The sequence below is a fragment of the Pseudomonas sp. B23(2017) genome (assembly GCF_002113725.1).
In the GTDB taxonomy this organism is placed as follows: Bacteria; Pseudomonadota; Gammaproteobacteria; order Pseudomonadales; family Pseudomonadaceae; genus Aquipseudomonas; species Aquipseudomonas putida_Z.
Genome location: NZ_NEJM01000001.1, coordinates 417022 through 440196 on the forward strand (window position 1 = coordinate 417022; position 23175 = coordinate 440196).

At 63.7% G+C, this 23175-nt stretch carries 26 protein-coding genes; 6 read left to right on the top strand and 20 right to left on the bottom strand.

Going from position 1 to position 23175, the window contains the following annotated elements; all coding sequences use genetic code 11:
• Positions 1 to 56 precede the first annotated feature (56 nt).
• Positions 57 to 1286: a phosphoglycerate dehydrogenase gene (gene serA, locus CAG46_RS01830; RefSeq protein WP_003258542.1), complete on the top strand. Its 1230-nt coding sequence runs from the start codon at positions 57 to 59 to the stop codon at positions 1284 to 1286.
• A 166-nt stretch (positions 1287 to 1452) separates the two neighbouring features.
• On the opposite strand, the gene CAG46_RS01835 is transcribed toward serA, so the two are convergent.
• Complete coding sequence (locus CAG46_RS01835; RefSeq protein WP_025341008.1) at positions 1453 to 1929, bottom strand: DUF4399 domain-containing protein; 477 nt, start codon at positions 1927 to 1929, stop codon at positions 1453 to 1455.
• A gap of 223 nt (positions 1930 to 2152) precedes the next feature.
• On the opposite strand from CAG46_RS01835, the gene CAG46_RS01840 reads away from it, so the two are divergent.
• Positions 2153 to 2641 carry an ABC transporter substrate-binding protein gene (locus CAG46_RS01840; RefSeq protein WP_085614574.1) on the top strand — a complete coding sequence of 163 codons (489 nt, stop codon included), beginning with the start codon at positions 2153 to 2155 and terminating at the stop codon, positions 2639 to 2641.
• Between the two features lie 122 nt (positions 2642 to 2763).
• Here the strand turns inward: CAG46_RS01840 and CAG46_RS01845 are convergent, their stop codons facing one another.
• Both CAG46_RS01845 and CAG46_RS01850 read right to left on the bottom strand, forming a co-directional pair.
• Positions 2764 to 3267, bottom strand: a complete 504-nt coding sequence (locus tag CAG46_RS01845) for a DUF523 domain-containing protein (protein ID WP_085707962.1) — start codon at positions 3265 to 3267, stop codon at positions 2764 to 2766.
• Positions 3254 to 3886, bottom strand: coding sequence for a 2OG-Fe(II) oxygenase (locus CAG46_RS01850; RefSeq protein WP_085616070.1), 633 nt, complete (start codon positions 3884 to 3886; stop codon positions 3254 to 3256). Before CAG46_RS01850 ends, CAG46_RS01845 begins: the two co-directional genes overlap by 14 nt.
• Before the next feature lie 113 nt (positions 3887 to 3999).
• On the opposite strand from CAG46_RS01850, the gene CAG46_RS01855 reads away from it, so the two are divergent.
• On the top strand, positions 4000 to 4752 hold the full coding sequence (locus tag CAG46_RS01855) for a DUF2059 domain-containing protein (protein WP_003258544.1): 753 nt from the start codon (positions 4000 to 4002) through the stop codon (positions 4750 to 4752).
• Here CAG46_RS01855 and CAG46_RS01860 read toward each other — a convergent pair whose 3' ends face one another.
• Positions 4753 to 5679 carry an alpha/beta hydrolase gene (locus CAG46_RS01860; RefSeq protein WP_085615843.1) on the bottom strand — a complete coding sequence of 309 codons (927 nt, stop codon included), beginning with the start codon at positions 5677 to 5679 and terminating at the stop codon, positions 4753 to 4755. It lies immediately after the preceding gene.
• A gap of 233 nt (positions 5680 to 5912) precedes the next feature.
• Between CAG46_RS01860 and CAG46_RS01865 the strand changes: the two genes are divergently transcribed.
• The gene (locus CAG46_RS01865) at positions 5913 to 6482 is read left to right on the top strand and encodes a DUF6436 domain-containing protein (RefSeq protein WP_085615845.1); all 570 of its coding nucleotides are present in this window, start codon (positions 5913 to 5915) and stop codon (positions 6480 to 6482) included.
• On the opposite strand, the gene CAG46_RS01870 is transcribed toward CAG46_RS01865, so the two are convergent.
• Positions 6461 to 7027, bottom strand: a complete 567-nt coding sequence (locus CAG46_RS01870) for a sugar O-acetyltransferase (protein ID WP_085615847.1) — start codon at positions 7025 to 7027, stop codon at positions 6461 to 6463. The two genes, CAG46_RS01865 and CAG46_RS01870, sit on opposite strands and share 22 nt — an antisense overlap.
• An 86-nt stretch (positions 7028 to 7113) precedes the next feature.
• On the opposite strand from CAG46_RS01870, the gene CAG46_RS01875 reads away from it, so the two are divergent.
• Both CAG46_RS01875 and CAG46_RS01880 read left to right on the top strand, forming a co-directional pair.
• Positions 7114 to 9477 carry a penicillin acylase family protein gene (locus CAG46_RS01875; RefSeq protein WP_085615849.1) on the top strand — a complete coding sequence of 788 codons (2364 nt, stop codon included), beginning with the start codon at positions 7114 to 7116 and terminating at the stop codon, positions 9475 to 9477.
• 159 nt (positions 9478 to 9636) lie between these two features.
• Complete coding sequence (locus CAG46_RS01880; RefSeq protein ID WP_085616072.1) at positions 9637 to 10455, top strand: alpha/beta fold hydrolase; 819 nt, start codon at positions 9637 to 9639, stop codon at positions 10453 to 10455.
• A gap of 129 nt (positions 10456 to 10584) precedes the next feature.
• On the opposite strand, the gene CAG46_RS01890 is transcribed toward CAG46_RS01880, so the two are convergent.
• The 15 genes from CAG46_RS01890 to oscA all read right to left on the bottom strand — a co-directional run bounded on the left by CAG46_RS01890 (position 10585) and on the right by oscA (position 23008).
• On the bottom strand, positions 10585 to 11457 hold the full coding sequence (locus tag CAG46_RS01890; RefSeq protein ID WP_015272203.1) for a transporter substrate-binding domain-containing protein: 873 nt from the start codon (positions 11455 to 11457) through the stop codon (positions 10585 to 10587).
• Positions 11454 to 12227 (bottom strand): amino acid ABC transporter ATP-binding protein, encoded by a 774-nt coding sequence (locus CAG46_RS01895; RefSeq protein WP_054573408.1) that lies wholly within the window; start codon positions 12225 to 12227, stop codon positions 11454 to 11456. The genes CAG46_RS01890 and CAG46_RS01895 overlap by 4 nt, the downstream gene beginning before the upstream one ends.
• The gene (locus CAG46_RS01900; RefSeq protein ID WP_025341019.1) at positions 12224 to 12883 is read right to left on the bottom strand and encodes an amino acid ABC transporter permease; all 660 of its coding nucleotides are present in this window, start codon (positions 12881 to 12883) and stop codon (positions 12224 to 12226) included. Before CAG46_RS01900 ends, CAG46_RS01895 begins: the two co-directional genes overlap by 4 nt.
• On the bottom strand, positions 12864 to 13529 hold the full coding sequence (locus CAG46_RS01905; RefSeq protein ID WP_085616074.1) for an amino acid ABC transporter permease: 666 nt from the start codon (positions 13527 to 13529) through the stop codon (positions 12864 to 12866). Before CAG46_RS01905 ends, CAG46_RS01900 begins: the two co-directional genes overlap by 20 nt.
• 303 nt (positions 13530 to 13832) lie before the next feature.
• A complete protein-coding gene (locus tag CAG46_RS01910) occupies positions 13833 to 14618 on the bottom strand; it encodes a MetQ/NlpA family ABC transporter substrate-binding protein (protein ID WP_025341021.1) in 786 nt (261 codons plus the stop codon).
• A 175-nt stretch (positions 14619 to 14793) separates the two neighbouring features.
• A complete protein-coding gene (locus CAG46_RS01915; protein WP_025341022.1) occupies positions 14794 to 15624 on the bottom strand; it encodes a sigma 54-interacting transcriptional regulator in 831 nt (276 codons plus the stop codon).
• A gap of 64 nt (positions 15625 to 15688) precedes the next feature.
• Complete coding sequence (locus CAG46_RS01920) at positions 15689 to 16270, bottom strand: alpha/beta hydrolase (RefSeq protein WP_085615851.1); 582 nt, start codon at positions 16268 to 16270, stop codon at positions 15689 to 15691.
• 272 nt (positions 16271 to 16542) lie between these two features.
• Positions 16543 to 16944 (bottom strand): biopolymer transporter ExbD, encoded by a 402-nt coding sequence (locus CAG46_RS01925; protein WP_025341024.1) that lies wholly within the window; start codon positions 16942 to 16944, stop codon positions 16543 to 16545.
• 1 nt (position 16945) lies between these two features.
• Positions 16946 to 17665 carry a MotA/TolQ/ExbB proton channel family protein gene (locus CAG46_RS01930; RefSeq protein WP_085615853.1) on the bottom strand — a complete coding sequence of 240 codons (720 nt, stop codon included), beginning with the start codon at positions 17663 to 17665 and terminating at the stop codon, positions 16946 to 16948.
• Between the two features lie 30 nt (positions 17666 to 17695).
• On the bottom strand, positions 17696 to 18487 hold the full coding sequence (locus CAG46_RS01935) for an energy transducer TonB (RefSeq protein ID WP_025341026.1): 792 nt from the start codon (positions 18485 to 18487) through the stop codon (positions 17696 to 17698).
• Between the two features lie 402 nt (positions 18488 to 18889).
• The gene (locus CAG46_RS01940; protein ID WP_013974693.1) at positions 18890 to 19879 is read right to left on the bottom strand and encodes a sulfate/molybdate ABC transporter ATP-binding protein; all 990 of its coding nucleotides are present in this window, start codon (positions 19877 to 19879) and stop codon (positions 18890 to 18892) included.
• 3 nt (positions 19880 to 19882) lie between these two features.
• A complete protein-coding gene (gene cysW, locus CAG46_RS01945) occupies positions 19883 to 20755 on the bottom strand; it encodes a sulfate ABC transporter permease subunit CysW (protein WP_025341027.1) in 873 nt (290 codons plus the stop codon).
• Positions 20756 to 20766: 11 nt separating this feature from the next.
• The gene (gene cysT, locus CAG46_RS01950) at positions 20767 to 21585 is read right to left on the bottom strand and encodes a sulfate ABC transporter permease subunit CysT (RefSeq protein WP_025341028.1); all 819 of its coding nucleotides are present in this window, start codon (positions 21583 to 21585) and stop codon (positions 20767 to 20769) included.
• Between the two features lie 184 nt (positions 21586 to 21769).
• Positions 21770 to 22777, bottom strand: coding sequence for a sulfate ABC transporter substrate-binding protein (locus CAG46_RS01955; RefSeq protein ID WP_025341029.1), 1008 nt, complete (start codon positions 22775 to 22777; stop codon positions 21770 to 21772).
• A 48-nt stretch (positions 22778 to 22825) separates the two neighbouring features.
• Positions 22826 to 23008, bottom strand: coding sequence for a sulfur starvation response protein OscA (gene oscA, locus CAG46_RS01960; protein ID WP_003258557.1), 183 nt, complete (start codon positions 23006 to 23008; stop codon positions 22826 to 22828).
• Between the last annotated feature and the right edge of the window lie 167 nt (positions 23009 to 23175).

Below are 23175 nucleotides of genomic sequence, written 5' to 3' on the forward strand. Positions count from 1 at the left end.
CCTTTGCGCCTGGCATCACCCTCGCCATTTTTTCTCCGGGATACAGGTTTACGCAGATGAGCAAGACTTCTCTCGACAAGAGCAAGATCCGGTTCCTTCTTCTTGAAGGTGTGCACCAGAACGCGGTCGATACCCTCAAGGCCGCCGGCTACACCAACATCGAATACCTCACTGGTTCGCTGCCGGAAGCCGAGCTGAAGGAAAAGATCGCCGATGCCCACTTCATCGGCATCCGTTCGCGCACCCAGCTGACCGAAGAGATCTTCGACTGCGCCAAGAAACTGGTCGCCGTTGGCTGCTTCTGCATCGGCACCAACCAGGTCGACCTGGAAGCTGCCCGCGAGCGCGGTATCGCCGTGTTCAACGCGCCATACTCCAACACCCGTTCGGTAGCCGAACTGGTACTGGCCGAAGCCATCCTGCTGCTGCGCGGCATCCCCGAGAAGAACGCTTCCTGCCACCGTGGCGGCTGGATCAAGAGCGCGGCCAACTCCTTCGAAATCCGCGGCAAGAAGCTGGGTATCGTCGGTTACGGCTCGATCGGCACCCAGCTGTCGGTCCTGGCCGAGAACATGGGCATGCAGGTGTATTTCTACGACCCGCTGACCAAGCTGCCACTGGGCAACGCCGTGCAGGTCACCAGCCTGCACGAGCTGCTGGGCCTGGCCGACATCGTTTCGCTGCACGTGCCTGAGCTGCCGTCCACCCAGTGGATGATCGGCGAGAAGGAAATCCGCGCGATGAAGAAGGGCGCGATCCTGATCAACGCCGCACGCGGCACCGTGGTCGAGCTGGACCACCTGGCCGCCGCCATCAAGGACCAGCACCTGATCGGCGCCGCCATCGACGTGTTCCCGGTGGAGCCGCGCTCCAACGACGAGCAGTTCGAAAGCCCGCTGCGTGGCCTGGACAACGTGATCCTGACCCCGCACATCGGTGGTTCCACCGCTGAAGCCCAAGCCAACATCGGCCTGGAAGTGGCCGAGAAGCTGGTCAAGTACAGCGACAACGGTACCTCGGTATCCTCGGTCAACTTCCCGGAAGTGGCCCTGCCGGCGCACCCAGGCAAGCACCGCCTGCTGCACATCCACGAAAACATCCCGGGCGTGCTCAGCGAGATCAACAAGGTCTTCGCCGAGAACGGCATCAACATCTCCGGTCAGTTCCTGCAGACCAACGAGAAAGTCGGTTACGTGGTGATCGACGTTGACGCCGAGTACTCCGACCTGGCGCAAGAGAAGCTGCAACAGGTCAAGGGCACCATCCGTTCCCGCGTCCTGTTCTAAGTTCGCTGGCGGCATGAAAAAGGGAGGCCCCGGTGGCCTCCCTTTTTTTGCCTGTGACATTGGTGTCGCTTGCTTCGCGGGCTTGCCCGCTCCCACAGGGTCCTCACCAGCCTTGAAGCCAGTGGTGATCCTGTGGGAGCGGGCAAGCCCGCGAAGAACCCGACACCTATTTCACGTCGACAGTAATCTTCTGCGACACGACGCTCGGCTTGAACGGCACGTGATACTGGTCACCCAGCACCAACTGCAGGGTGTGCTTGCCCGGGGTCAGCGTAATGCTGGTCTCGGTCTGCGCCTTGCCGAAGTGCAGCACTTGCGGGCCATCCGGCAATGCGGTGCCGGCCTGTGGCATAAGGCTGGATGGCAGCGCCATGTCGGCCACCGGCTCTTTATCCACGTCCACCAGCAGGTGGTGGTGCCCGGTGTGCGGGGTGCTGTCGCCCGCAGGCTTGAGCGCCATGCCCTCGATGCCGAACTTGACGGTGAAGGTCTTGTCGACCGTGGCGCCATCGGCGGGGGAAACGATGAAGACCTTGGCATCCTTGGGCGGCTCCTGGCTCTTCAGGGCATCTGCGGCACTGGCGAACATTGACGCTCCCATCAACAGACCAGCAACGGCAGCACGCGAAAATAGGCTGTTCATTCACTTCTCCTGTGATTCACTTATTGACCGCCGCCAGTATTCCAGTGGCGGCGGTGGTTCACCTTAGTTGATATGTTTGCCCAGATGTTCACATCGTCAGGCAGAAATATTTCAATCCGGGTTAAACAATGCCGAGGCTTCAAGGTCATAGGCTGCGCTCGACCACGGCGAGGAAGAAAGCCGTGGCGAAGGTTATTCATCTGCCAAAGAGAAAGGGGCTTTAATGCGTTCGATCATCGGAGTAATGCTGGCGGTACTGATCACGCCATTGGCTCAGGCCGAGCTGATAGACGAAATTGCCGACCGGGGCGAACTGCGCATTGCCGTACAGGCCGACAACTCGCCGTACGCATTCAAGGAAAATGACCACCTGACCGGTTTCGAGATCGAGTTTGGCCAGGACCTGGCCAAGGAACTGGACCTGCGCGCCGAGTTCATCGAAGCCCCTGCGGCAGAGGTACTGCCCGGTGTCGAGAGTGGCAAGTACGACATCGCACTGACCCCGTCGAGCGAATCGCCCAAAGGTGACGGCCAGCTCGATGTGAGCCTGCCGTTTGGCGAGAAGCAGCTGGTGATCCCGTTCCAGAAGGACAACCCGGCGTTCGAGAGCGCGGTGAACAATGCACTGCAGCGGCTCAAGGACAGCGGGCGGACTGCCGAGCTTGAGCAGAAGTGGTTCAAGGGTGTGCCTGAGACTGCGGCCGGGCAGTAAGCGCTTTATTGCCTGTACTGGCCTCTTCGCGGGCACGCCCGCTCCCACAGGTTAATCACAGGCCCGGGAGCGGGTGCTATCCCTGTGGGAGCGGGCGAGCCCGCGAAGAGGCCGGTACAGGCTCAAGCTGAAAGCCCGGCCAGAGCCTGCTGTGCCTCGTCCAGCTCCAGCTCGCTGAACACCAGCACCCCCGCCCGCCGCAGCAATGCCGTGGTCACCCCTTCCCCGGCCACCTTCACACCACCGAACGTGCCGTCATAGGTCAACCGGTTGCCACACGAAGGGCTTCCGGCCTTCAGCACGGCCACACGAATGCCATGCCGGCGCACCAGCTCCAGCGCCCGCTGCGCCCCGGCCAGGAACTCGGCGCTGACATCCTCGCCCGTCACCGTCAGCACCTGCGCGCCACCGTCGAGCACCTCCCCACCCTGCCCGCCCGGTATCTCTGCAGGCGGCCGTGGGGTCGGCAAGCCACCCGCCACTTCCGGGCACAACGGCACCACGCGCCCTTCGGCCTGCCAGCGCTGCAACAGGTCGGGGTGGCCACTGGCGCGGCCGTCATAGCGCACCGGTTGCCCCAGCAGGCAGGCGCTGACCAGCACCTTGGGCAGGTCAGAACGGGTCATTGCCACGGCGCCGGAACCAGCCGGTCAACGAAAGCCGCTCACGCCCTGCCGGCAGCACCTCATGGGGCAACTCGCCCGACAGGAACACTACCAGGCAGCCCGCCACCGGCTCGACATCATGCTCGACACCGTCCGCCAGGAACATGCGCAACTGGCCACCGTCCTGCGGCTGCCAGCCTTCATTCAGGTACAGGACTGCCGACACCATGCGCCGGTCATCGTCGCGGAAGCGGTCCAGGTGCCGGCGATAGAACGCCCCTGGCGGGTACAAGGCAAAATGGCACTCGAAGTCTTCCAGGCCGAGGAACAGGCCCTGGTTGATGGCCTGGCGCAGCTGGTCCATGGCGCTCAGGTACTGGTCGCAGGCCTCGGCCTGGCCAGGGTCGATCCACTGGATCTGGTCGCCGCGAATGGCCTCGCGCACCTCCTGGGCAGCACCGCGCCCAACCCCTGCAGGGTTGAGTTCGCCTTCGGCATCACGGCGCCGGCACTCAGCCGCGAGCGCGCGCACCAGGTCGGCAGGCAGAAAAAGCGCCTGCTGGGACCAGCCATGGGTGACCAGATCGTCGACGACGGCCGCAAGCATCGGGTGTTCAGGGGAGATGTGCATGGCGCGCATCATATCCATTAGCCATGCCGGCGCACAGCGCCACTTGGCCGAGAAGCACGCGGATATCTCGACAAACCGGCGCCCGGCCACGGACAATAGCCACCTGCCGACAGGAGTCCTGAATGCGCCGTCTGTTTTCCCTGATTCTGCTGATGATCTGCACCGTGCCTGTCTGGGCAGACAACCTGGATCAACTGTACAAGGCCGCCGGCTGGCCCGACCAGCGCGCCCATTTCAATGATGCCCTGACCGCTGCCCAGGAACGCTACCGCAACAGTTTGCCACCCGCCGTGTACCAGGCGCTGGTAAACAACAGCAACCAGCGCTTCCAGGCCCAGGCGGTGGACCGTCGCGCCCAGGCGCAGCTGCGCGCAACCCTGGCCAACCCGGCACCAGCGCTGGCCTTCTTCCGGTCGCCGCTGGGGCGCAAGGTGGTGGCTGCGGAGCTCAAGGCCACACGCAAGGACGAACTGGCCAGGAATGCCAAGGGCTTGCCGAAGATCCAGGCCAGCGATGACCGCCTGCTGATAATCGGCCACCTGGCCCAGGCCCTGCCGGCGCGCGAAGCCGGCGCCGAAGTGAGCCTGGCCATCGCCGGCGTGGCGGCCGACAGCCTCAGCTCGATGATCCCCGGCCTGTTCGGCGGCGGTCAGGCCCAGAACCTGCTCGACGGCCAGCGCCAGCGCCTGATGGGCCAGATCGGCGAAGACCTCAACAACACCCTGCTGTATGTCTATCGCGACCTGTCCGATGCCGAGCTGGAAGAGTTCGCCACCTTTGCCGAGTCGCCAGACGGCAAGGCTTACTACCAGGCCGCCCTGGCCGCCGTTCGCGCAGGCCTGGCGGTTGGCCAGAGCAGCAGCGACCTGAAGTGATCAGCCCAGGCGCTGGTCGATGAAGTCGAAGTAGCGCTGGCGAATGCCCGGCAGCTCGTTGGCCAGGTGGTGACGGGCCTCGGGCAGCATCAGAATCTGCGGCTCGGCAAACTTGGCCTTGAGCACTTCGAGGTTGTAGGGCCAATCCACTGTGCCATCCGCTTCTCCTTGCACGATCAACGGCCGCCGCGTGCTGCGCGGCGCGGCCTCGATGCGTTTGACCCAGGCAATCAAGGCACCCACCCAGGCTGTAGGCAGGCGGCGCGGTTGCAGCGGGTCGGCTTCGAGGAACGGCAGGAAGGTCGGGTCATTGGTGTTCTCGCTGAAGCGCCGCTCGATGCCATTCACGAAGTGACGCAACACGCGATAGCTCAGCTTCGACCAGCGCCAGGCACAGGGCCGCACCAGCGGCGCCAACAGGATGACCTGGCCATCGATGGGGCTGCGCGTGCCCTGGTACAACAGGTGGTCCACGGCGATGGCGCCACCGGTGCTTTGCCCGCACAGGTGCCAGGGGCGCGGCAGTTGCAGCGTGCGCGCCTGTTCGAACAAAGCCTCCAGCACTTGCTGGTAAACCGCGAAATCACTGATGCTGGCCCGCTCGCCGCTGGACAGGCCATGGCCGGGCAGGTCGCAACTGATCACGGCGAAACCCTGTTTGAGCGCCCAATCGATCACATGCCGGTAGAGGCCCATATGGTCGTAATAGCCGTGCAGCAGGAACAGCGTCGCGCTCGGCTGCTCGGGTAGCCAGGCCTGCCCGACCAGCTCGAAGCCTACGGCCTGGAAGCCGCCCAGCCAGCTGCGGGCCGACAGGTTCAGGCCATAGAAGCGCTGGTAGTCCTGCGCCTGCGCCGACAACGGCTGGCGAGCGGTCAACGGCGCCAGACTGGTGCGCAGGAGGTCGGGGTGAAAGGCAGCGGGCATCGGGTACATCCACAGTGAAGCAAGTATTGATCTGGGATATTCAGCTCTGGCTGGCGTCGTGGCAAGCTTGCTCACCATCGAACATCAACCACCGATCCCCTGTAGGAGCGGCCTTGTGTCGCGATAGGGCCGCACAGCGGCCCCGGCAATCTCAGCGTGGGGCACAAATCCTGGGGGCGCTTCGCACCCCATCGCGACGCAAGGCCGCTCCTACAGGGGGCCGCGGAACCTTCATGAAGACTCGGATCATCAAACCACTGTGCACGGCAATCGCCCTTCTGGTCGGCGTGGCCATCCTCTGGCAGGCCTACACCACCTTCCAGGCCCGCTACCTGCGCCCGTTCGACAATCAAACCACGCTGTTCGACGGCAGCCAGCTGCAGTTGCCCCCCGAGCTGGCCGGCCCCGGCCCGATCCGGGTAGTGCATTTCTGGGACCCTGCCTGCCCGTGCAACGTCGGCAACCAGCAGCACTTGGGCGACCTGGTCAACCAGTTCGCCAGCCAGGGCGTGACCTTCCACGTGCTGCAAAAGCCCGACAGCCACGGCCAGCTGCCCGCCAACCTCACCGCCCTCAAGCCACTCGCCGGCGTGCCCGGCAGCGAACACCTGCCCGCCTCCCCGGCCGTGGCCATCTGGGACCGGCAAGGCCACTTGGCCTACTTCGGCCCCTACAGCGAAGGCGCAGTGTGCAATGCCAGCAACAGCTTCATCGAGCCGATCCTCAAGGCACTGCTCGACGGCCGCCAGGTGAGTGCCTCCAATACCCTGGCGGTAGGCTGCTACTGCCCCTGGGCCGGCTGACGCACTCGCGCAGGGTTGCCCACCACCACCGCCCCAGCCGGCACATCCCGAGTCACCACACTACCGGCACCCACCACGGCGTTATCGCCAATGGTCACCCCCGGCAGGATGATCGCCGCGCCGCCGATCCACACGTTGTTGCCGATGGTCACCGGCCGGCCACTCTCCAGCCCAGTGCGACGCACCTCGGGGTCGAGCGGGTGGTCGGCGGTATAGATCTGCACGTTGGGGCCGATCTGGCAGTCATCACCGATACGCACCGGCAGCACATCGAGGATCACGCAGTTGAAATTCATGAAGGTGTTGCGGCCGACGCTGATGTTGTAGCCATAGTCGCAATAGAACGGCGGGCGGATCACCGCGCCTTCGCCGACCTGGCCAAAGTGCTCTACCAAAAGCCCATGACGTGCGTCGTTGAGCAATTCGATACTGCTGTTGTAGCGGTGCATCCAGTGCTTGTTGGCGATCTGCTCGGCCTGCAGCTCGGGGCAGCCAGCGTGATAGAGCTGGCCTGTAAGCATTTTCTGTTTTTCGCTGAGGGACATGGAAACTCCTTCCTGGGGCTATGCTCTGTTCGCGAATCCGCCGATCATCGGACCACATTTTTCGCTTGAACGCACAAGGAGCCTGCATGAAGCGCAGCCTGACCCTGTTGGCCGTGGTGGTTGCCGTGGCCGCCGGCGCCGGATACTGGTACGTGCAGGGCAAGCTGCCGCAACGCGAGGGCGAGGTGGCCATCGCCGGCCTGCAGGCGCCGGTCAGCGTGCGCTACGATGCCCGCGGCGTGCCGCACCTGCAGGCGCAGAGCGAGCCGGACCTGTACCGTGCCCTCGGTTACGTGCATGCCCAGGACCGGCTGTTCCAGATGGAGATCCTGCGCCGCCTGGCCCGGGGTGAGCTGGCCGAGGTGCTGGGCGACAAGCTGGTGCCCACCGACACCCTGTTCCGCAGCCTGCGCATTCGCGAACAGGCAGCACTGATGGCCAAGCGTCAGGACCGGCAATCGCCCGCCTGGCAAGCCCTGCAAGCCTACCTCGATGGGGTGAACAGCTGGCAGGCCAGCCACCCCAAGCCCATGGAATTCGACCTGCTCGGCATCACCCCGCGCCCATTCAGCGCCGAAGACACCCTGAGCATCGCCGGCTACCTGGCCTACAGCTTTGCCGCCGCGTTTCGCACCGAGCCCGCGCTGACCTACATCCGCGACCAGCTGGGCCCTGAGTACCTGAACATCTTCGATCTTGCCTGGCAGCCCGAGGGCGCCTTGAGTACACCGCTAGCCGCTGCCGACTGGCAAAGCCTGGAGGCCCTCGCCCGCCTCAGCCATGACGCGCTGGGCGATGCGGGCATCCCGCAATTCGAGGGCAGCAACGCCTGGGCCGTGGCCGGCAGCCGCACCCGCAGCGGCAGGCCGCTGCTGGCCGGCGACCCGCACATCGGTTTTGCGGTGCCGGCAGTGTGGTACGAGGCAGAGCTGTCGGCACCGGGCTTCAACCTGTATGGCTACTTCCAGGCGCTAAACCCGTTCGCCCTGCTCGGCCACAACCGCGACTTCGGCTGGAGCCTGACCATGTTCCAGAACGACGACGTCGACCTGATCGCCGAGCGCACCAACTCGGCCGACGCCAACCAGGTGATGGTCGATGGCAGATGGCAGGCGCTGGAAAAGACCGAGCAACAGATTGCCGTCAAAGGCGAAGCACCGGTCACCCTCAGCCTGCGCCGCTCGCCCCATGGCCCGATCGTCAACGACGTGCTGGGCGCCACTGCCGGGCCCACGCCAATCGCCATGTGGTGGGCGTTCCTGGAAACCGAAAACCCGATCCTCGACGGGTTCTACCAGCTCAACCGCGCCGATACCCTGGGCAAGATGCGCGAGGCCGCGGCCAAGGTGCATGCGCCGGGGCTGAACCTGGTGTGGGCCAATGCCCGTGGCGATATCGGCTGGTGGGCGGCGGCGCAGTTGCCGATCCGCCCCGACGGCGTCGACCCCGCGTTCATCCTTGACGGTGCCAGTGCGCAGGCCGACAAGCTCGGCTTCTATCCCTTCAGCGTCAACCCGCAACAGGAGAACCCGGCGCGCGGCTACATTGTCTCGGCCAACTACCAGCCTCCGGCGGCGGTGCCGATACCCGGTTACTACAACCTGCCGGACCGAGGCCGCCAGCTCGACCGCCACCTGGCCAACCCCGAGGTGAAGTGGGATACCCAAAACAGCCAGGCGCTGCAGCTGGACACTGCCAGCGACCATGGCCCGCGCACCCTTGCACCACTGCTGGCAACGCTGCGCGCAGTGGCCGAAGGTGACGAAGAGAAGGAGCTGGTCGAGCAACTGGCAGCCTGGAGCGGCGACTACCCGCTCGACTCGACCAGTGCCACGCTGTTCAACCAGTTCCTCTACGAGCTGGCATTCGCGGCCCTGCATGACGAGCTGGGCGACACCTGGTTCCCGGTGCTGATCAGTACCCGCGCCATCGACGCAGCCCTGCCGCGCCTGGCGGCGGATGCCGATTCGCCGTGGTGGAACACCCGCGGAGCCAACCAGCGCACCGACCGTACCGCCGTGGTGCGCACGGCGTGGCAGAACAGCTTGAAGCACCTGCGGGAGACCTTGGGTAGTGACCCGGCCAGCTGGCAGTGGGGCAAGGCCCATACCCTGACCCACAACCACCCGCTGGGGGTTAAAAAGCCGCTGAACCTGCTGTTCAACGTCGGCCCGTTCGCCGCACCGGGCACCCATGAAGTGCCGAACAACCTCTCGGCAAAGATCGGCCCGGCGCCATGGCCGGTGACCTATGGGCCGTCGACGCGGCGGCTGGTCGACTTTGCCGATGCCGGGCAGGCGCTGACCACCAACCCGGTCGGGCAGAGTGGCGTGCCGTTCGACAGGCATTTTGCGGATCAGGCCGAAGGGTATGTGCAGGGGCAGTACCAGAAGGCGCAGATGGGGGTGATTCCGGCGCAGAGTACCTTGCGTCTGGTGCCAGCACCGTAGGGGCTGCCTTGCAGCCCATCGCGACACAAGGCCGCTCCTACAGGCGGCCGCGCAACTCAAGGCGCATCCCTGTAGGAGCGGCCTTGTGTCGCGATGGGCCGCAAAGCGGCCCCCGACAATTTCGAATACCCTACAGCACTCCCAGCCGAGACCCATTCCATGCAAAGACACTTCATCGAAATCGACGGCGCCCGCATGAGCTACATCGACCAGGGCCAGGGTTTTCCGGTCCTGCTCGGCCACAGCTACCTGTGGTCCGCCGAGATGTGGCAGCCACAAATCGAAGCCTTGTCAGCACACTTCCGCGTCATCGTCCCCGAGCTGTGGGGCCACGGCAGCTCCGACGCTCCGCCTGCCACGACCATCGACATGAACAGCCTGGTCCGCCAGCACCTGACGTTGCTGGACAAACTGGAAATTACCAAGTGCCACCTGGTCGGGCTGTCGGTAGGCGGTATGTGGGGGGCACCGCTGGCTGCTACCCACCCTGAACGAATTGATCGCCTGGTGCTCATGGACACTTACCTGGGCGCCGAGCCGGAGGAGACTCGGCTCAAGTACTTCGCCTTGCTGGATGCCGCCAGCGAAGCCGGCGAATTCAGCGACCTGCTGCTCGACATCATCGTGCCTATTTTTTTCCACGCAGGCGGCCAGACCGTGCCTGAAATCCGTGAGCGGTTCCGTGCTCAGCTGAAGGCAAGCAGTGCAAAAACCATTCGCGAGAGCCTCGACCCCATGGGGCGGATAATCTTTGGACGACACGACCTGCTGGAGCAACTCGAGCAGCTGCCGAGCGAGAGAACCATCCTGATGTGCGGCGACCAGGACATTCCGCGGCCGCCGGAAGAGTCCAATGAAATGGCGCGGATCATTGGCTGCCTGGCGGCGCAGATTCCGTTTGCGGGGCATATCTCCAGCCTGGAGAACCCGCGGGTGGTGAATGAATTCTTGCTGAATTGGCTGCCGCGTAACCAGTGAGATTACCGGGGCTGCTTTGCAGCCCTTGTGGGAGCGGGTTCACCCGCGAAGCAGGCAACGCGGTGCATGGCACCGGCTTCGCCGGTGTTCGCGGGTGAACCCGCTCCCACAATGGCCTTATTTACCTGACTAACCCTGCCACTTGCCCCCTTCCACAATCACGCTTTCCGGCTTGGTGTCATCGCTCAGTTCCTTGCGCACATACTGGTCATACAGCTTCAGCAGAAACTTCTCCTCCCCCAGCTTGGCCAGCTCGGCATTCACCCAGTCACGCAGCTCGGTGTTGCCCTTTTTCACCGCCGGTGCAATCGGTGCCTCGTCACCCAGCAGCTCAGGCAGCACGCGGTACCCCGGGTTCTGCTTGGCCCAGCTGAACAGAATCAGGTTGTCCTGCGCATAGGCATCGCCACGCCCGGTGGCCAGCGCCTGCAGCGACTCGCTGTTCTTCTCGAACTTGAGCAGTTTCCAGTCCGGGTGGTTCTTGGTCAGCCAGATATCAGCGGTAGTGCCGGTGGTGACGATGATGGTCTTGTCGGCCAGGTCGTCGAGCTTCTGCACCGGGCTGCCATCCGCGACGATGGCCTGCACGGCAACGCGCAGGTTGGGGTTGGTGAAGTCCACCGCTTCCTTGCGCTCCGGGGTCACGGTCATGTTGGCGAGGATCAGGTCGACCTTGTCGCTCTGCAGGAACGGGATACGGCTGGCCGGCTCCACGGCAACGAACTCGACCTTGTTTTCATCACCCAGCAGGTCCTTGGCCAGGCGCCGGCCGATATCGGTGTCAAAACCCACGTAGCGGCCCTGCTCATCGACGAAACCGAACGGTGGCTTGTCGGTGAACACCCCGACAATCAGCTTGTCGCGGGCCTTGATGGTTTCCAGGTAGCTGGTGGCCGGCGAGGCCGCCGCGGGCTTGGGTGGTTCTTCAGCCTTGTTGCAGCCGGCCAGCAGGGCCAGGCCGAACAACGGCGCCAGCAGTTTGGTGAGGTTGGCAGTTTTCATGACAGTTCCTTGTGCAGTGTCTTCGGCAGGCTTTCTACGAAGGAGAATTTCTCCAGGAACTGCTGCGCGCGTGCGGTCCGCGGTCGTGTGAAGAAGCTCTCGGGGTCGCCCTGTTCAAGGATCCTGCCGGCCTCCATGAACACGATGCGGTCGGCCACCGCGCGAGCGAAGGCCATTTCGTGGGTAACGATGAGCAAGGTCATGCCGTCGCGGGCAAGGCCCTGGATCACCTGCAGCACCTCCTTGACCATTTCCGGGTCGAGGGCTGCGGTAACCTCGTCGAACAGCATTACCTCGGGGTTCATGCACAGCGAACGCACGATGGCGATGCGCTGTTGCTGGCCCCCGGACAACTGCCGGGGAAAGGCGTCGCGCTTGTCCAGCAGGCCGACCCGCGCCAGCAGCGCCTCGGCCTGGGCCTGGGCTTCGGCGCGCTCGCGCCTTTGTACCTTGAGCGGGCCAAGCAGCAGGTTGTCGATCACGCTCATGTGACCGAACAGGTGATAGCTCTGGAACACCATGCCGACCCGCTGGCGGATCTCGCGCCAATCGGTGCGCGGGTCGAGCAGCTCCTGCCCGGCCAGGCGCAGGTGGCCGCCGTGGGCCTGCTCCAGGCCGTTGAGGCAGCGCAGCAGCGTGCTTTTGCCACAACCGCTGGGACCGAGGATGACTACCACCTCGCCGGCCGCCACCTGGAGGTCGACGTCCTTGAGCACCTGGTGCTCGCCAAAGAACTTGTTGAAACCCTGGAATTCGATCAATGCGCTCATGAGTGGGCCCAGCGGCGTTCCAGCACGCGTGAAGCGGCGGACAGCGGATAGCAGACGATGAAGAAGAACAGGAACAAGGCGCCGTAGATCAGCACCGACTCATAGGTGCGCTCGATGATCTGCTGGCCGGCCTTGATCACCTCGACCACGCCGATCAGCACCGCCAGCGAGCTGGTCTTGATGATCCGCGTGTAGATGTTGATGGTCGGTGGGGTCATGCGCTTGAGCGCCTGTGGCAACAGCACGTAGCCATACAGCTGCCAGCCGGCCAGGCCGATCGACAACCCCGCCTCGCGCTGGCCGCGCGGCAGCGAGCGCAGCGCGCCACGCACCACCTCGCCCACCTCGCTGGCGCCCCACAGGCCCAGCACCAGCACCGCGCACCAGAAGCTGGGGATGCTCAGGGCCAGGAAGATCGGCAGGCCGAAGAACACCAGGTACAGCCAGACCAGCACGGGGATGGCACGGAACAGCTCCAGGTACACCTGCAAGGCAATGTTCAGGGCCCGGTTGCCCAAGGTTGCCAGCACGCCATAGAGCACACCGCCCAGCGTCGCGAAGAGGATGCCCAGCGCAGAGATGGCCAGGGTCTGCGCCGCGCCGCCAGCCAGCTGCGGCAATGCCTGCAGCAGCAGTTCAGACGCCGAACTGGCCATGTTGCAGCCTCCTTTCGACATAGCGCAGCAACAACGACAGCGGCAGGAACAGCAGCACACAGAGCAGGGTCAGCACGGTGAGCATTTCATAGGTCTTGTAGTACAGCGCGATGTAGTTCTTGGTGGTGTAGAGAATTTCCGGCACGGCCACCGCCGACACCACGGTGGTTTCCTTGAGCAGGAAGATGAAGTTGGCGAACAGTGCCGGCAGGCTGAGGATGCCGGCCTGGGGCAACACCACATGGCGCAGTAGCTGGCCTTCGGACAGGCCGATGGAGCGCCCGGATTCCAGCTGGGCACGGGGCACGGCCTCGATGCCGGCACGCAGCACCTCGGTGAGGTAGGCACCGCCCATGAAGGTCATGGTGATGATCGCTGCGGCAAAGCCGGAAATCTTCAGGCCCAGGCTGGGCAAGGCGAAGTAGACGAAGAACAGCTGGATCAGCAGCGGCGTGTTGCGGGCCAGCTCCACGTAGGCTTTTACCAGGCGCCACAGGTACGGGGTGCGTAATACCAGCAGTGTGGCGTTGACCAGGGCGACCAGCAGCGAGGTGGCGATGGCGATCAGACCGACCTGCAGGGTCACGCCCACGGCCTTGAGGAAGGCGGGCAGCGTGCCGAGGATGAATGCGGTGTCGAGGGTCATGGTGAAGCAGGTCTGCAGGGTGCGCGTGGGCACGATAGCTAGACTCTAATGATCTAAAAACTTTTTGATAAATACCTTTGTAGCATATGCATATCACTGAGAGTTCCGCGCTGGATGCATGTACTGACGGCGTACGCAGGACCTTGTGGGAGCGGGTTTACCCGCGAAGCAGACAACGCGGTGGATGGCACGGGCTTCGCCCGTGTTCGCGGGTAAACCCGCTCCCACAGGTAACTATGCCCACACATGAAAACGCCGACACAAGGGTGTCGGCGTTGGGTCATGCAAGGTAATGCAAGCGCATCAGAACGCCGGCAGCACCGCACCTTGGTACTTCTTGGCGATGAACTCCTTCACTTCCGGGCTGGTCAGGGCCTTGGCCAGTTTCTGGATGGCTTCGCTGTCCTTGTTGTCCGGGCGGGCGACCAGGAAGTTCACGTATGGCGAGTCGCTGCCTTCGATCACCAGCGCGTCCTTGGCCGGGTTCAGGCCGGCTTCCAGGGCGTAGTTGGTGTTGATCATGTCCAGGTCGACCTGGTCCAGCACACGCGGCAGCATGGCCGACTCAAGCTCGCGGAACTTCAGCTTCTTCGGGTTCTCGGCAATGTCCTTGGGGGTGGCCAGGGCGTTCTTCGGGTCCTTCAGGGTGATCAGGCCAGCCTTCTGCAACAGCAGCAGGGCGCGGCCGCTGTTGCTGCCCTCGTTAGGGATGGCAACAGTAGCGCCTTCTTTCAGTTCGCTCAGGCTCTTGACCTTCTTCGAGTAACCACCGAAGGGTTCGACGTGCACGCCGATCACGGTATCCAGGTGGGTGCCCTTGCCTTCGTTGAAGTTCTGCAGGTACGGCAGGGTCTGGAAGTAGTTGGCGTCCAGGCGCTTCTGGTCAACCTGCACGTTCGGCTGCACGTAATCGGTGAAGACCTTGATCTGCAGGTCCACACCTTCCTTGGCCAGGGTCGGCTTGATCAGCTCGAGGATTTCGGCGTGCGGTACCGGGGTGGCGGCAACCACCAGTTTCTCGGCGGCGGCAGCCAGGCCGGCAAACGACAGGGCAGCAGCCAGGGCAGTGGTCAGCAGGGTCTTTTTCATGGTGGTCCTTGTTCTGGTTCTGGGCCATCGACGATGGCGAATCGGGTGCCCAACCGGTTCACCAGCGGGCGTGAGGCGGACAATACCCAGATTTTTTATTCCGGAACAATATCTTTTATTTAGCTTCTTATTCCAAAAACAAACTGCCATCAGCCACTTTGCTTATGAGCGATGTCTAGCGCGCGGGGTTTGGCAGGTCGAGGTCTTCAGCCAGGATCTCTTCGCCGTCATTCACCAGCAAGGCGAAGTGGATGACGTTCTCCAGTTCACGGGTGTTGCCGGGCCAAGGGTGTGCCTCCAGCACCTGCTGCGCCGCCTCGCTCACCAGCGGCACAGGCCGTTGCAGGCGCACGCTGTAGATGCCCACGAAGTACTCGGCCAACGGCAGGATATCGCCCGGCCGCTCGCGCAGTGGCGGCAGCTCCAGCGCCCCCTCGCGCAGGTATTGGTACAGGCGCTCGTTGAAGCGCCCCGCGCGCACTACCCGCGCCAGGTCAATACTGGTAGCGGCCACAAGGCGCACGTCCACCGGTTGCGGCTGCTGCGCGCCCACCCGGGTAACCTCGCGGTTTTCGAGGGCGGCCAGCAGCTTGCCCTGGATGGCCAGCGGCAAGTCGGCGATCTCGTCCAGGTACAACGTGCCGCCGTTGGCCGAGCCGAACCAGCCGGCACGGCTGCTGGCTGTGCCGCCCTGGCTGCCGGCGCTGTAGCCGAACAGCTCGGCATCGGCGTAGGTGGGGCTGATGGCAGCGCAGTTGACCGACACGAACAACCCGCTGCGGTCACTGGCACGGTGGATCTGCCGAGCCAGCAGTTCCTTGCCGGTACCGGTTTCGCCACGGATCAGCACTGGCAAGGGTTGTGGCGCCAGGTGCTCGAGCTCCTCGCGCAGCTGCTGCGAACGTGGGTCGATGAACACCAGCGCCTTGGCGCGGATGCTCAGCGGGCTCTTGTCCAGCTCAGGGAAGGTCAGCAACGGCTGGCCAAAAGGGTTTTGAAAAGTCATGACGAACTCCCGCCCCAGGCCTTCAATGGCCGGGCGTCAGGCAAACGGTAAACAGTAAGGGCGATCAGGCGCGGCGCAGTGCGCGCTGCTCGACCCGGCTCTGCAAGCGATACAAGTAGGCGAAACCCTGTTCCCAGCGCTCATGGCCGGACTTGACGTTGATGTGCCCGGCGTTGGTCAGCAGCCCTGCTTCGGCGCCCCAGACCTGGGCCAGGTACAACGCCCTTGGCACACTTACGGCCGGGTCGTTGTCCGAGCTGACCAGCTGGCTGGGGAATGGCAGTGCTTCGGTCGGGATCGGCGCGAAGTTGCGCAGAGCCGGCGCGCAGGTTGGCCGCTCCACGTCAGCGGGCGCCACCAGCAGCGCGCCACGTACCCGCCGCAGCAGGGCCGGGCTGGCTTGCGCGGCCCAATGAGCGACGGTTATGCAGCCCAGGCTATGGGCAATCAGAATCACCGGCGAGCGCTCGGCGGCAATCGCCTGCTCCAGTGCCTGCACCCAGTCCTTACGTTGCGGGGTAAGCCAGTCGTGCTGCTCGACCCGGGCACTGTTGGGCAGGGTGCGCTGCCAGTGACTTTGCCAATGGTTGTCTGGCGATCCTTGCCAGCCCGGCACAATCAGGTAACGAATCGACTCATTGCGCATGGGGACGCCTCCAGTGAGTTTGCGTGCTTGGAGACAAGTATAGGGAGGGAGTTATATCAGTAAAGGAATAAGAAGCTATTTATTAATAACCAAAATGCAATCCTTGTGGGAGCGGGTTTACCCGCGAATGCGTCGGTGATGCCTACATCGCATTCGCGGGTGAACCCGCTCCCACAGGGGGCATTGATAGCCATGAAATCCGGCAAAAAAAAGGGCCATCCCCTGCCAAGAGATATGGCCCCTAAGCACTTGCCTGAAGAAAGTTGACGGGTTCAGCGCGCGGTAATCACCGCCAGCTTGCTGATCCCCGCACGTTCGATAGCCGCCATGGCCCGCGCCACTTCGCCGTAGTTCACGCCGTCATCGGCCTGCAGCTGTACGCGCACGTCCACGTCCTTGTCCTTGGCGGCCTTGAGGCTGGTTTCCAGCAGGTCGGGCTGGATCTCGTCCTTGTTGATGAACAACTTGCCGTCACCATCGATGCTGACCACCAGCGGGTCCTTCTGCTCCACCGGGGCCACGGCCTCGGTCTTGGGCAGGTTGATGGGGATGGCATTGGTCAGCAGCGGCGCGGTGACGATGAACACCACCAGCAGCACCAGCATGACGTCCACCAACGGCGTGACGTTGATTTCACTGAGGACTTCGTCGCTGTCCTGGGTCGAAAAGGCCATATCAGGACGCCTCCTTCACCGGTTGGGTGAAACCGGCCTGGGGCCTGTGCACGGCCGGGTGCACCAGCACGCGGAAGGCACTCTTCTGCGCCAGGCTGTAGAAGTCGTGGGCGAAGTCATCGAGGTCGGCCGCGGTGAGCTTGAGGCGGCGCAGGAAGTAGTTGTAGACCAGCACCGCCGGCACCGCGACGGCGATACCCACGCCGGTGGCCACCAGTGCCGCGCCAATCGGCCCGGCCACGGTTTCCAGGCTGGCGGAACCGGCCGCGCTGATGCCCTTGAGTGCTTCCATGATGCCCCAGACGGTGCCGAACAGGCCGATGAAGGGCGAGGTACTGCCAATACTGGCGACCACCGCCAGGCCGGTTTCCAGCGAACGGCGCTCACGCACGATCTGCTGGCGCAGGGCGCGCTCCAGGCGGTCCTGGTGGTTGATGGCGTGGCTCAGGTCATTGGCCTGGCTGTCACCTACGGCGATGGCGGCATAACCGGCCTGGGCAACACGGGCGGCAGGGCCAGGCAGGTCGTGGCTGGGCTCGGCAGCCGAGTCCAGGCTCGAGGCGGCCCAGAATTGCTGGTGGAAGCGTTTGTCCTGGTTCTTCAGCCGCACGAACTGCACGACCTTGACCAGGGCCAGGGCCCAGGTGGCGACAGAAAAACCGACCAGCAGCCAGATAACTGCGCTTTCAACGGATTCGAGGGGGGATGCCAGCAGGCTCATGATGATGTCTTCCTGTGTTCTGCGAAAAAGTTAGCGAAGCTTGAAATCGATCGGCACGCTGACCCAGCCGGTCTGGGCCACGTCGCCCTGCTTGGCAGGCACGAAACTCCAGCGCTTGACCGCGGCCAGTGCGGCAGCGTCGAGGGCATCACGGCCGCTGCTCTTCTGGATCTGGATCTGCCCGGGCTTGCCGCTGGGCAGCACCTCGACGCGCAGCAGCACTGTGCCTTCCCAACCGCGGCGCTGGGCCATCTGCGGGTACTCCGGCGCCGGGTTCTTCAGGTACGCCGCGTTGGCCGATGCCGGGGTGACCGGGGCCGGCGCGGGTGGCGCTGGCGGTGCCGGAGCGGCCACAGGCGCTGGCGGCGGCGCTTCGACCGGCTTGGGCTGCGGTTTGGGCTGTTGCTTGACCACCGGCTTGGGCACGGGCTTTGGCTTGGGTTTGGGCTTGGCGGCCAGTTCGTCGACCACGGGCGGCGGTGGCGGCTGGACCACCGGCGGTGCCGGGGCTGGTGGCGGTGGTTCGACCACAGGCGGTGCTGGCGCGGCGAACTCGATGGTCATCGGCGGTACTTGCGGTGGCACCACCGGCAGCTCGGGCGTTGGTGCCTGGCTGACCCAGTACGCTGCAGCGCCATGCAGGGCCAGCACCAGCAGGCCCAACACCAGCTTGTCGCGGCGCTTGAGCCCGCTGACAGGCGTGCGTTGCAGGCGCAGCTGGCCAAGCGGGAGGCGAAGCGTGCGTCCAAGGTCGACCAGGTCGCCCGGGGCCGGGCGCCATGGCTGGTCGTAGGCCCTGACGGCCGACTGGACATTACCCATTGATCAAACTCCTGGGACTCGATTCAGGTGTGTGGCTGAATCATCGGGGTCAGGGGCTTATCTCTAAAAGTAACGTTTAAAATTATGGTTAGAACTTTACCGAATATGTTTTTTTATGGATTGTGGCAAAGCCGCGGAATTCGCGGGCTGTGGCCGATCGGGTTTTCAATCATGCATTGCCGGCATGCGAAATATTCGCGCAAGGCATGAGATTGCCGCGAGGGCTGCGCCCTCGATCGCGACACAAGGCCGCTCCTACACGGACCGCGCAAGCCCCAGGCATTACGCGATCCCCTGTAGGAGCGGCCTTGTGTCGCGATGGGCTGCAAAGCAGCCCCGGCAATCCATCAGGCATAAAAAAGCCCAGGAGCAACCCCGGGCTTTTTCATCATCAAAGGCGACTCAGATATCCGCCACCTTCTGCCAAACCTTCGGCCGGAAGAACAATGTCTCCCCCCGCGCCAACCCGGTCAGGCTGTCATGGTCCTTGACCACCTCTGCCTCGATCAGCTCGCTCTGCCCTTCCACCTTCAAGGTCACCCGCGTGGTCGCGCCCAGCGGCCGGATATCCCGCACCTCGGCCGCATGGTGCCCTTCGGTCTCGTGCCGCGACAGCGACACTTCGTGCGGGCGGAACAGCACATGATGCCCTTCGCTCAGGGCCAGGCGGTTGGAATCACCGAGGAAGTGGTAGACGAAATCGTTGGCCGGGTGCTCGTACACCTCGCCCGGCGAGCCGATCTGCTCGATCACACCCTTGTTCATCACCACGATGCGGTCAGCCACCTCCATGGCTTCTTCCTGGTCGTGGGTGACGAACACCGACGTCAGGTTGATATCCTCGTGCAGGCGCGCCAGCCAGCGGCGCAGCTCCTTGCGCACCTTGGCATCCAGCGCACCGAAAGGCTCGTCCAGCAGCAGCACCTTGGGCTCCACCGCCAGCGCACGGGCCAGGGCGATACGCTGGCGCTGGCCTCCGGACAACTGCTCGGGGTAGCGGTCGGACAGCCAGTCCAGCTGCACCATGTTCAGCAGTTCATGCACCTTCTCGGCAATCTTGCTCTCGCTCGGGCGCTCGCCCTTGGGCTTCATGCGCAGGCCGAAGGCAACGTTGTCGAACACACTCATGTGGCGGAACAACGCGTAGTGCTGGAACACGAAACCGACGTTGCGGTCGCGCACGTCATGGCCGGACACGTCCTCGCCATGGAACACGATATTGCCCTGGTCGGGGGTTTCCAGGCCGGCGATGATGCGCAGCAACGTGGTCTTGCCGCAGCCGGACGGGCCGAGCAGGGCCACCAGCTCGCCGCTGTTGATGTCCAGGTTGATGTTGTCCAGGGCCTGGAAGCTGTTGAAGCGCTTGCTGACGTTACGAACTTCGATCGACATGAATCATTCCTCCGCGGCGCTGTGGCGCAGGCGGTTAATACGGTTCTCGCTCCACTGCTTGAGCAGCAGGATGAAGAGCGCCAGGATCAGCAGCAGGCTGGCCACGCTGAAGGCCGCGACGTGGTTGTACTCGTTGTAGAGGATCTCCACGTGCAGCGGCAAGGTATTGGTCACGCCGCGAATGTGGCCGGACACCACCGACACCGCGCCAAACTCGCCCATCGCCCGCGCAGTGCACAGCACCACGCCGTAGATCAGGCCCCATTTGATGTTCGGCAGGGTCACGTGCCAGAACATCTGCCAGCCATTGGCGCCGAGCAGGCGCGCGGCCTCCTCTTCCTGCGTGCCCTGCTCCTGCATCAGCGGGATCAGCTCACGGGCCACGAACGGTACGGTGACGAAGATGGTGGCCAAGACGATGCCCGGCAGGGCGAACACGATCTGGATATCGTGGTCCTGCAGCCACGGCCCGAACAGGCCTTGCGCACCGAACATCAGCACGTAGACCAGGCCGGCGATCACCGGCGATACCGAGAACGGCAGGTCGATCAGGGTGACCAGGATACTCTTGCCACGGAAGGTGTACTTGCTCACGCACCAGGCGGCGCTGACGCCGAACACCAGGTTCAGCGGTACCGAAATGACCACGGCGAGCAGGGTCAGCTTCAGCGCCGACAACGCGTCAGGCTCGAAGATCGCCTCGAAGAAGGTGCCAAAGCCGTTCTTCAGTGCCTGCGATACCACGATCACCAGTGGCAGCAGCAGGAACAGCGCGAACACCAGCCAGCCAAGGCCGATCAGGATACGCCGCGAAGTGGCACTGCCCCGGCGGGCGGCGTTGGCGGCGGCGGTTGCATTCAGGGATGAACTGGACATGCCGGCCTCCTTCAAGGGGTTTCGATGCGGCGCTGCAGCAGGTTGATCAGCAGCAGCAGGATGAAGGAAACCACCAGCATGAGCACGCCGATGGAGGTCGCGCCGGTGTAGTCGTACTGGTCGAGCTTGACCATGATCAGCAGCGGCAGGATCTCGGTCTTCATCGGCATGTTGCCGGCAATGAAGATCACCGAACCATACTCGCCCACGCCGCGGGCGAAGGCCAGGGCAAAGCCTGTCAGCCAGGCAGGCAGCAGCGCTGGCGCCAGCACATGGCGGAACACCTGCAGCGGCTTGGCGCCCAGGCAGGCGGCGGCCTCCTCCACTTCACGCGGAATGTCGGCCAGTACCGGCTGCACCGTCCGCACCACGAACGGCAGGGTGACGAAGGTCAGCGCCAGGGTAATGCCCAGCGGGGTGTAGGCGATCTTGAAACCCAGGTCGGTGGCGAACTGACCGACCCAGCCCGAAGGCGCGTACAGGGCGGTCAGGGCGATACCGGCTACGGCCGTGGGCAGGGCGAACGGCAGGTCGATCATCGCATCGATGATCTTGCGCCCGGGGAAGGTGTAGCGCACCAGCACCCAGGCCAGCAGGGTGCCGATTACTCCGTTGATGATGGCGGCGAACAGGGCGGTGCCGAAACTCAGCTTGAGCGCGGCGATCACCCGCGGCGCACTGATGACGTTCCAGAACTGCTCCCAGGTAAGCTGCGCGGCATGCACGAACATGGCGGCCAGCGGTATCAGCACGATCAGGCTGAGGTACACCAAGGTGTAGCCCAGCGTCAGCCCGAAGCCGGGTATGACGGGGGAAATGCGGCGTGACATAAATATCCCTGGTTGAACGCACTTGGCCCGGGAACGATCCCGGGCTGGTGCTAGCTTCTGAAATCCTGGGGCTGCTTTGCAGCCCATCGCGACGCAAGGCCGCTCCTACAGGGGTGCGCGTACCTCTGTAGGAGCGGCCTTGTGTCGCGATGGGCCGCATGGCGGCCCCGCTTTTCCTTGGCCCTTACTGTGCCTGATAGATCTGGTCGAACACACCGCCATCATTGAAAAATTTCGGTTGTGCAGTCTTCCAGCCACCAAAGTCCTTGTCGATGGTCACCAGGTCCAGTTTCGGGAACTGCTTGCCGAACTCGGCTGCGACCTTCTCGTCACGCGGGCGGTAGAAGTTCTCGGCGGCGATCTTCTGCCCGGCCGGGCTGTACAGGTGCTTGAGGTATTCGCTGGCAATCTCGGTATTGCCCTTCTTTTCGGCATTCTTGTCCACCACCGCCACCGGCGGCTCGGCGAGGATCGACAGCGACGGCACGACGATCTCGAACTTGTCGGCGCCACCGTCTTCCTTCAGTGCCAGGAAGGCTTCGTTTTCCCAGGCCAGCAGCACATCGCCCTGGCCGTTGTTGACGAAGGTGATGGTCGAGCCACGGGCGCCGGTGTCCAGCACCGGCACGTGCTTGAACAGCTCCTGCACGTAGGCCTTGGCTTTCTCTTCGCTACCGCCGGTCTTCAGGCCATAGGCCCAGGCAGCCAGGAAGTTCCAGCGGGCGCCGCCGGAGGTTTTCGGGTTGGGGGTGATGACCGACACGTCCTTCTTGATCAGGTCGCCCCAGTCCTTGATGCCTTTCGGGTTGCCCTTGCGCACCAGGAACACGATGGTCGAGGTGTACGGGGTGCTGGCATCCGGCAGGCGGGTCTGCCAGTTGTCTGGCAGGGTCTTGCCGAGCTTGGCGACTTCATCGATGTCGCCGGCCAGGGCCAGGGTCACCACGTCGGCACGCAGGCCATCGATCACCGCACGGGCCTGCTTGCCCGAACCGCCGTGGGATTGCTGGATCTTCACCTTGTCGCCCGGGTGGGCCTGTTGCCAGTGCTTGATGAACTCGGCGTTGTACTGCTGGTACAGCTCGCGGGTCGGGTCGTAGGACACGTTCAGCAGTTCGTAGTCCTTGGCGATGGCGGAACCGGCAAAAACAGCACTGGCCAGGGCGGCGAGCGCATAACGGCGGATGGACATGGTGAAGCTCCCGATTGGCATTTTTCTAGTTTTGAATGTGTGGTGCGATCAGCCGGTCTTGTTGCCGGGCTGCTGCAGGCGGAACTTCTCCTTGCGCTCGATCTGCACGACCTGAGCGTTGTGCACGGTAATCTCCACCGCACCGAATCGCAGGTCGCGCAGAGCGCTCTGGATTTCACGCAGAATGGTGGCTTCGTCCTGACCGTCGATGCTACGCAGAGATGCACTCATGCTCGTTCTCCTTGGAGTGAGGGTGCCGGGCTGAGGTTTGAAGGGGATTTGCGCCTGGCTTGAGGGCAATAGTAGTGAGGCGGGGTTATTCTTAAAAATACTGTTTAAGAATGTTTATATAACCAAAAACAAAAGACAATTTCGAAGGCGACGGAAGGCCCTGTGGG

Excerpts from the sequence above, each read along its gene's own strand:
- CAG46_RS01935 (WP_025341026.1), bottom strand. The coding sequence starts at position 18,487 with ATGGGTAATGTCCAGTCGGCCGTCAGGGCCTACGACCAGCCATGGCGC.
- CAG46_RS01870 (WP_085615847.1), bottom strand. The coding sequence starts at position 7,027 with ATGTCCCTCAGCGAAAAACAGAAAATGCTTACAGGCCAGCTCTATCAC.
- CAG46_RS01900 (WP_025341019.1), bottom strand. The coding sequence starts at position 12,883 with ATGGCCAGTTCGGCGTCTGAACTGCTGCTGCAGGCATTGCCGCAGCTG.
- CAG46_RS01930 (WP_085615853.1), bottom strand. The coding sequence starts at position 17,665 with ATGAGCCTGCTGGCATCCCCCCTCGAATCCGTTGAAAGCGCAGTTATC.
- CAG46_RS01875 (WP_085615849.1), top strand. The coding sequence starts at position 7,114 with ATGAAGCGCAGCCTGACCCTGTTGGCCGTGGTGGTTGCCGTGGCCGCC.
- CAG46_RS01880 (WP_085616072.1), top strand. The coding sequence starts at position 9,637 with ATGCAAAGACACTTCATCGAAATCGACGGCGCCCGCATGAGCTACATC.
- CAG46_RS01895 (WP_054573408.1), bottom strand. The coding sequence starts at position 12,227 with ATGAGCGCATTGATCGAATTCCAGGGTTTCAACAAGTTCTTTGGCGAG.
- oscA (WP_003258557.1), bottom strand. The coding sequence starts at position 23,008 with ATGAGTGCATCTCTGCGTAGCATCGACGGTCAGGACGAAGCCACCATT.
- CAG46_RS01850 (WP_085616070.1), bottom strand. The coding sequence starts at position 3,886 with ATGCGCGCCATGCACATCTCCCCTGAACACCCGATGCTTGCGGCCGTC.
- serA (WP_003258542.1), top strand. The coding sequence starts at position 57 with ATGAGCAAGACTTCTCTCGACAAGAGCAAGATCCGGTTCCTTCTTCTT.
- CAG46_RS01860 (WP_085615843.1), bottom strand. The coding sequence starts at position 5,679 with ATGCCCGCTGCCTTTCACCCCGACCTCCTGCGCACCAGTCTGGCGCCG.
- cysW (WP_025341027.1), bottom strand. The coding sequence starts at position 20,755 with ATGTCCAGTTCATCCCTGAATGCAACCGCCGCCGCCAACGCCGCCCGC.
- CAG46_RS01890 (WP_015272203.1), bottom strand. The coding sequence starts at position 11,457 with ATGAAAACTGCCAACCTCACCAAACTGCTGGCGCCGTTGTTCGGCCTG.
- CAG46_RS01835 (WP_025341008.1), bottom strand. The coding sequence starts at position 1,929 with ATGAACAGCCTATTTTCGCGTGCTGCCGTTGCTGGTCTGTTGATGGGA.
- CAG46_RS01910 (WP_025341021.1), bottom strand. The coding sequence starts at position 14,618 with ATGAAAAAGACCCTGCTGACCACTGCCCTGGCTGCTGCCCTGTCGTTT.
- CAG46_RS01865 (WP_085615845.1), top strand. The coding sequence starts at position 5,913 with ATGAAGACTCGGATCATCAAACCACTGTGCACGGCAATCGCCCTTCTG.
- CAG46_RS01955 (WP_025341029.1), bottom strand. The coding sequence starts at position 22,777 with ATGTCCATCCGCCGTTATGCGCTCGCCGCCCTGGCCAGTGCTGTTTTT.
- CAG46_RS01905 (WP_085616074.1), bottom strand. The coding sequence starts at position 13,529 with ATGACCCTCGACACCGCATTCATCCTCGGCACGCTGCCCGCCTTCCTC.
- CAG46_RS01915 (WP_025341022.1), bottom strand. The coding sequence starts at position 15,624 with ATGACTTTTCAAAACCCTTTTGGCCAGCCGTTGCTGACCTTCCCTGAG.
- CAG46_RS01925 (WP_025341024.1), bottom strand. The coding sequence starts at position 16,944 with ATGGCCTTTTCGACCCAGGACAGCGACGAAGTCCTCAGTGAAATCAAC.
- cysT (WP_025341028.1), bottom strand. The coding sequence starts at position 21,585 with ATGTCACGCCGCATTTCCCCCGTCATACCCGGCTTCGGGCTGACGCTG.
- CAG46_RS01855 (WP_003258544.1), top strand. The coding sequence starts at position 4,000 with ATGCGCCGTCTGTTTTCCCTGATTCTGCTGATGATCTGCACCGTGCCT.
- CAG46_RS01940 (WP_013974693.1), bottom strand. The coding sequence starts at position 19,879 with ATGTCGATCGAAGTTCGTAACGTCAGCAAGCGCTTCAACAGCTTCCAG.
- CAG46_RS01845 (WP_085707962.1), bottom strand. The coding sequence starts at position 3,267 with ATGACCCGTTCTGACCTGCCCAAGGTGCTGGTCAGCGCCTGCCTGCTG.
- CAG46_RS01840 (WP_085614574.1), top strand. The coding sequence starts at position 2,153 with ATGCGTTCGATCATCGGAGTAATGCTGGCGGTACTGATCACGCCATTG.
- CAG46_RS01920 (WP_085615851.1), bottom strand. The coding sequence starts at position 16,270 with ATGCGCAATGAGTCGATTCGTTACCTGATTGTGCCGGGCTGGCAAGGA.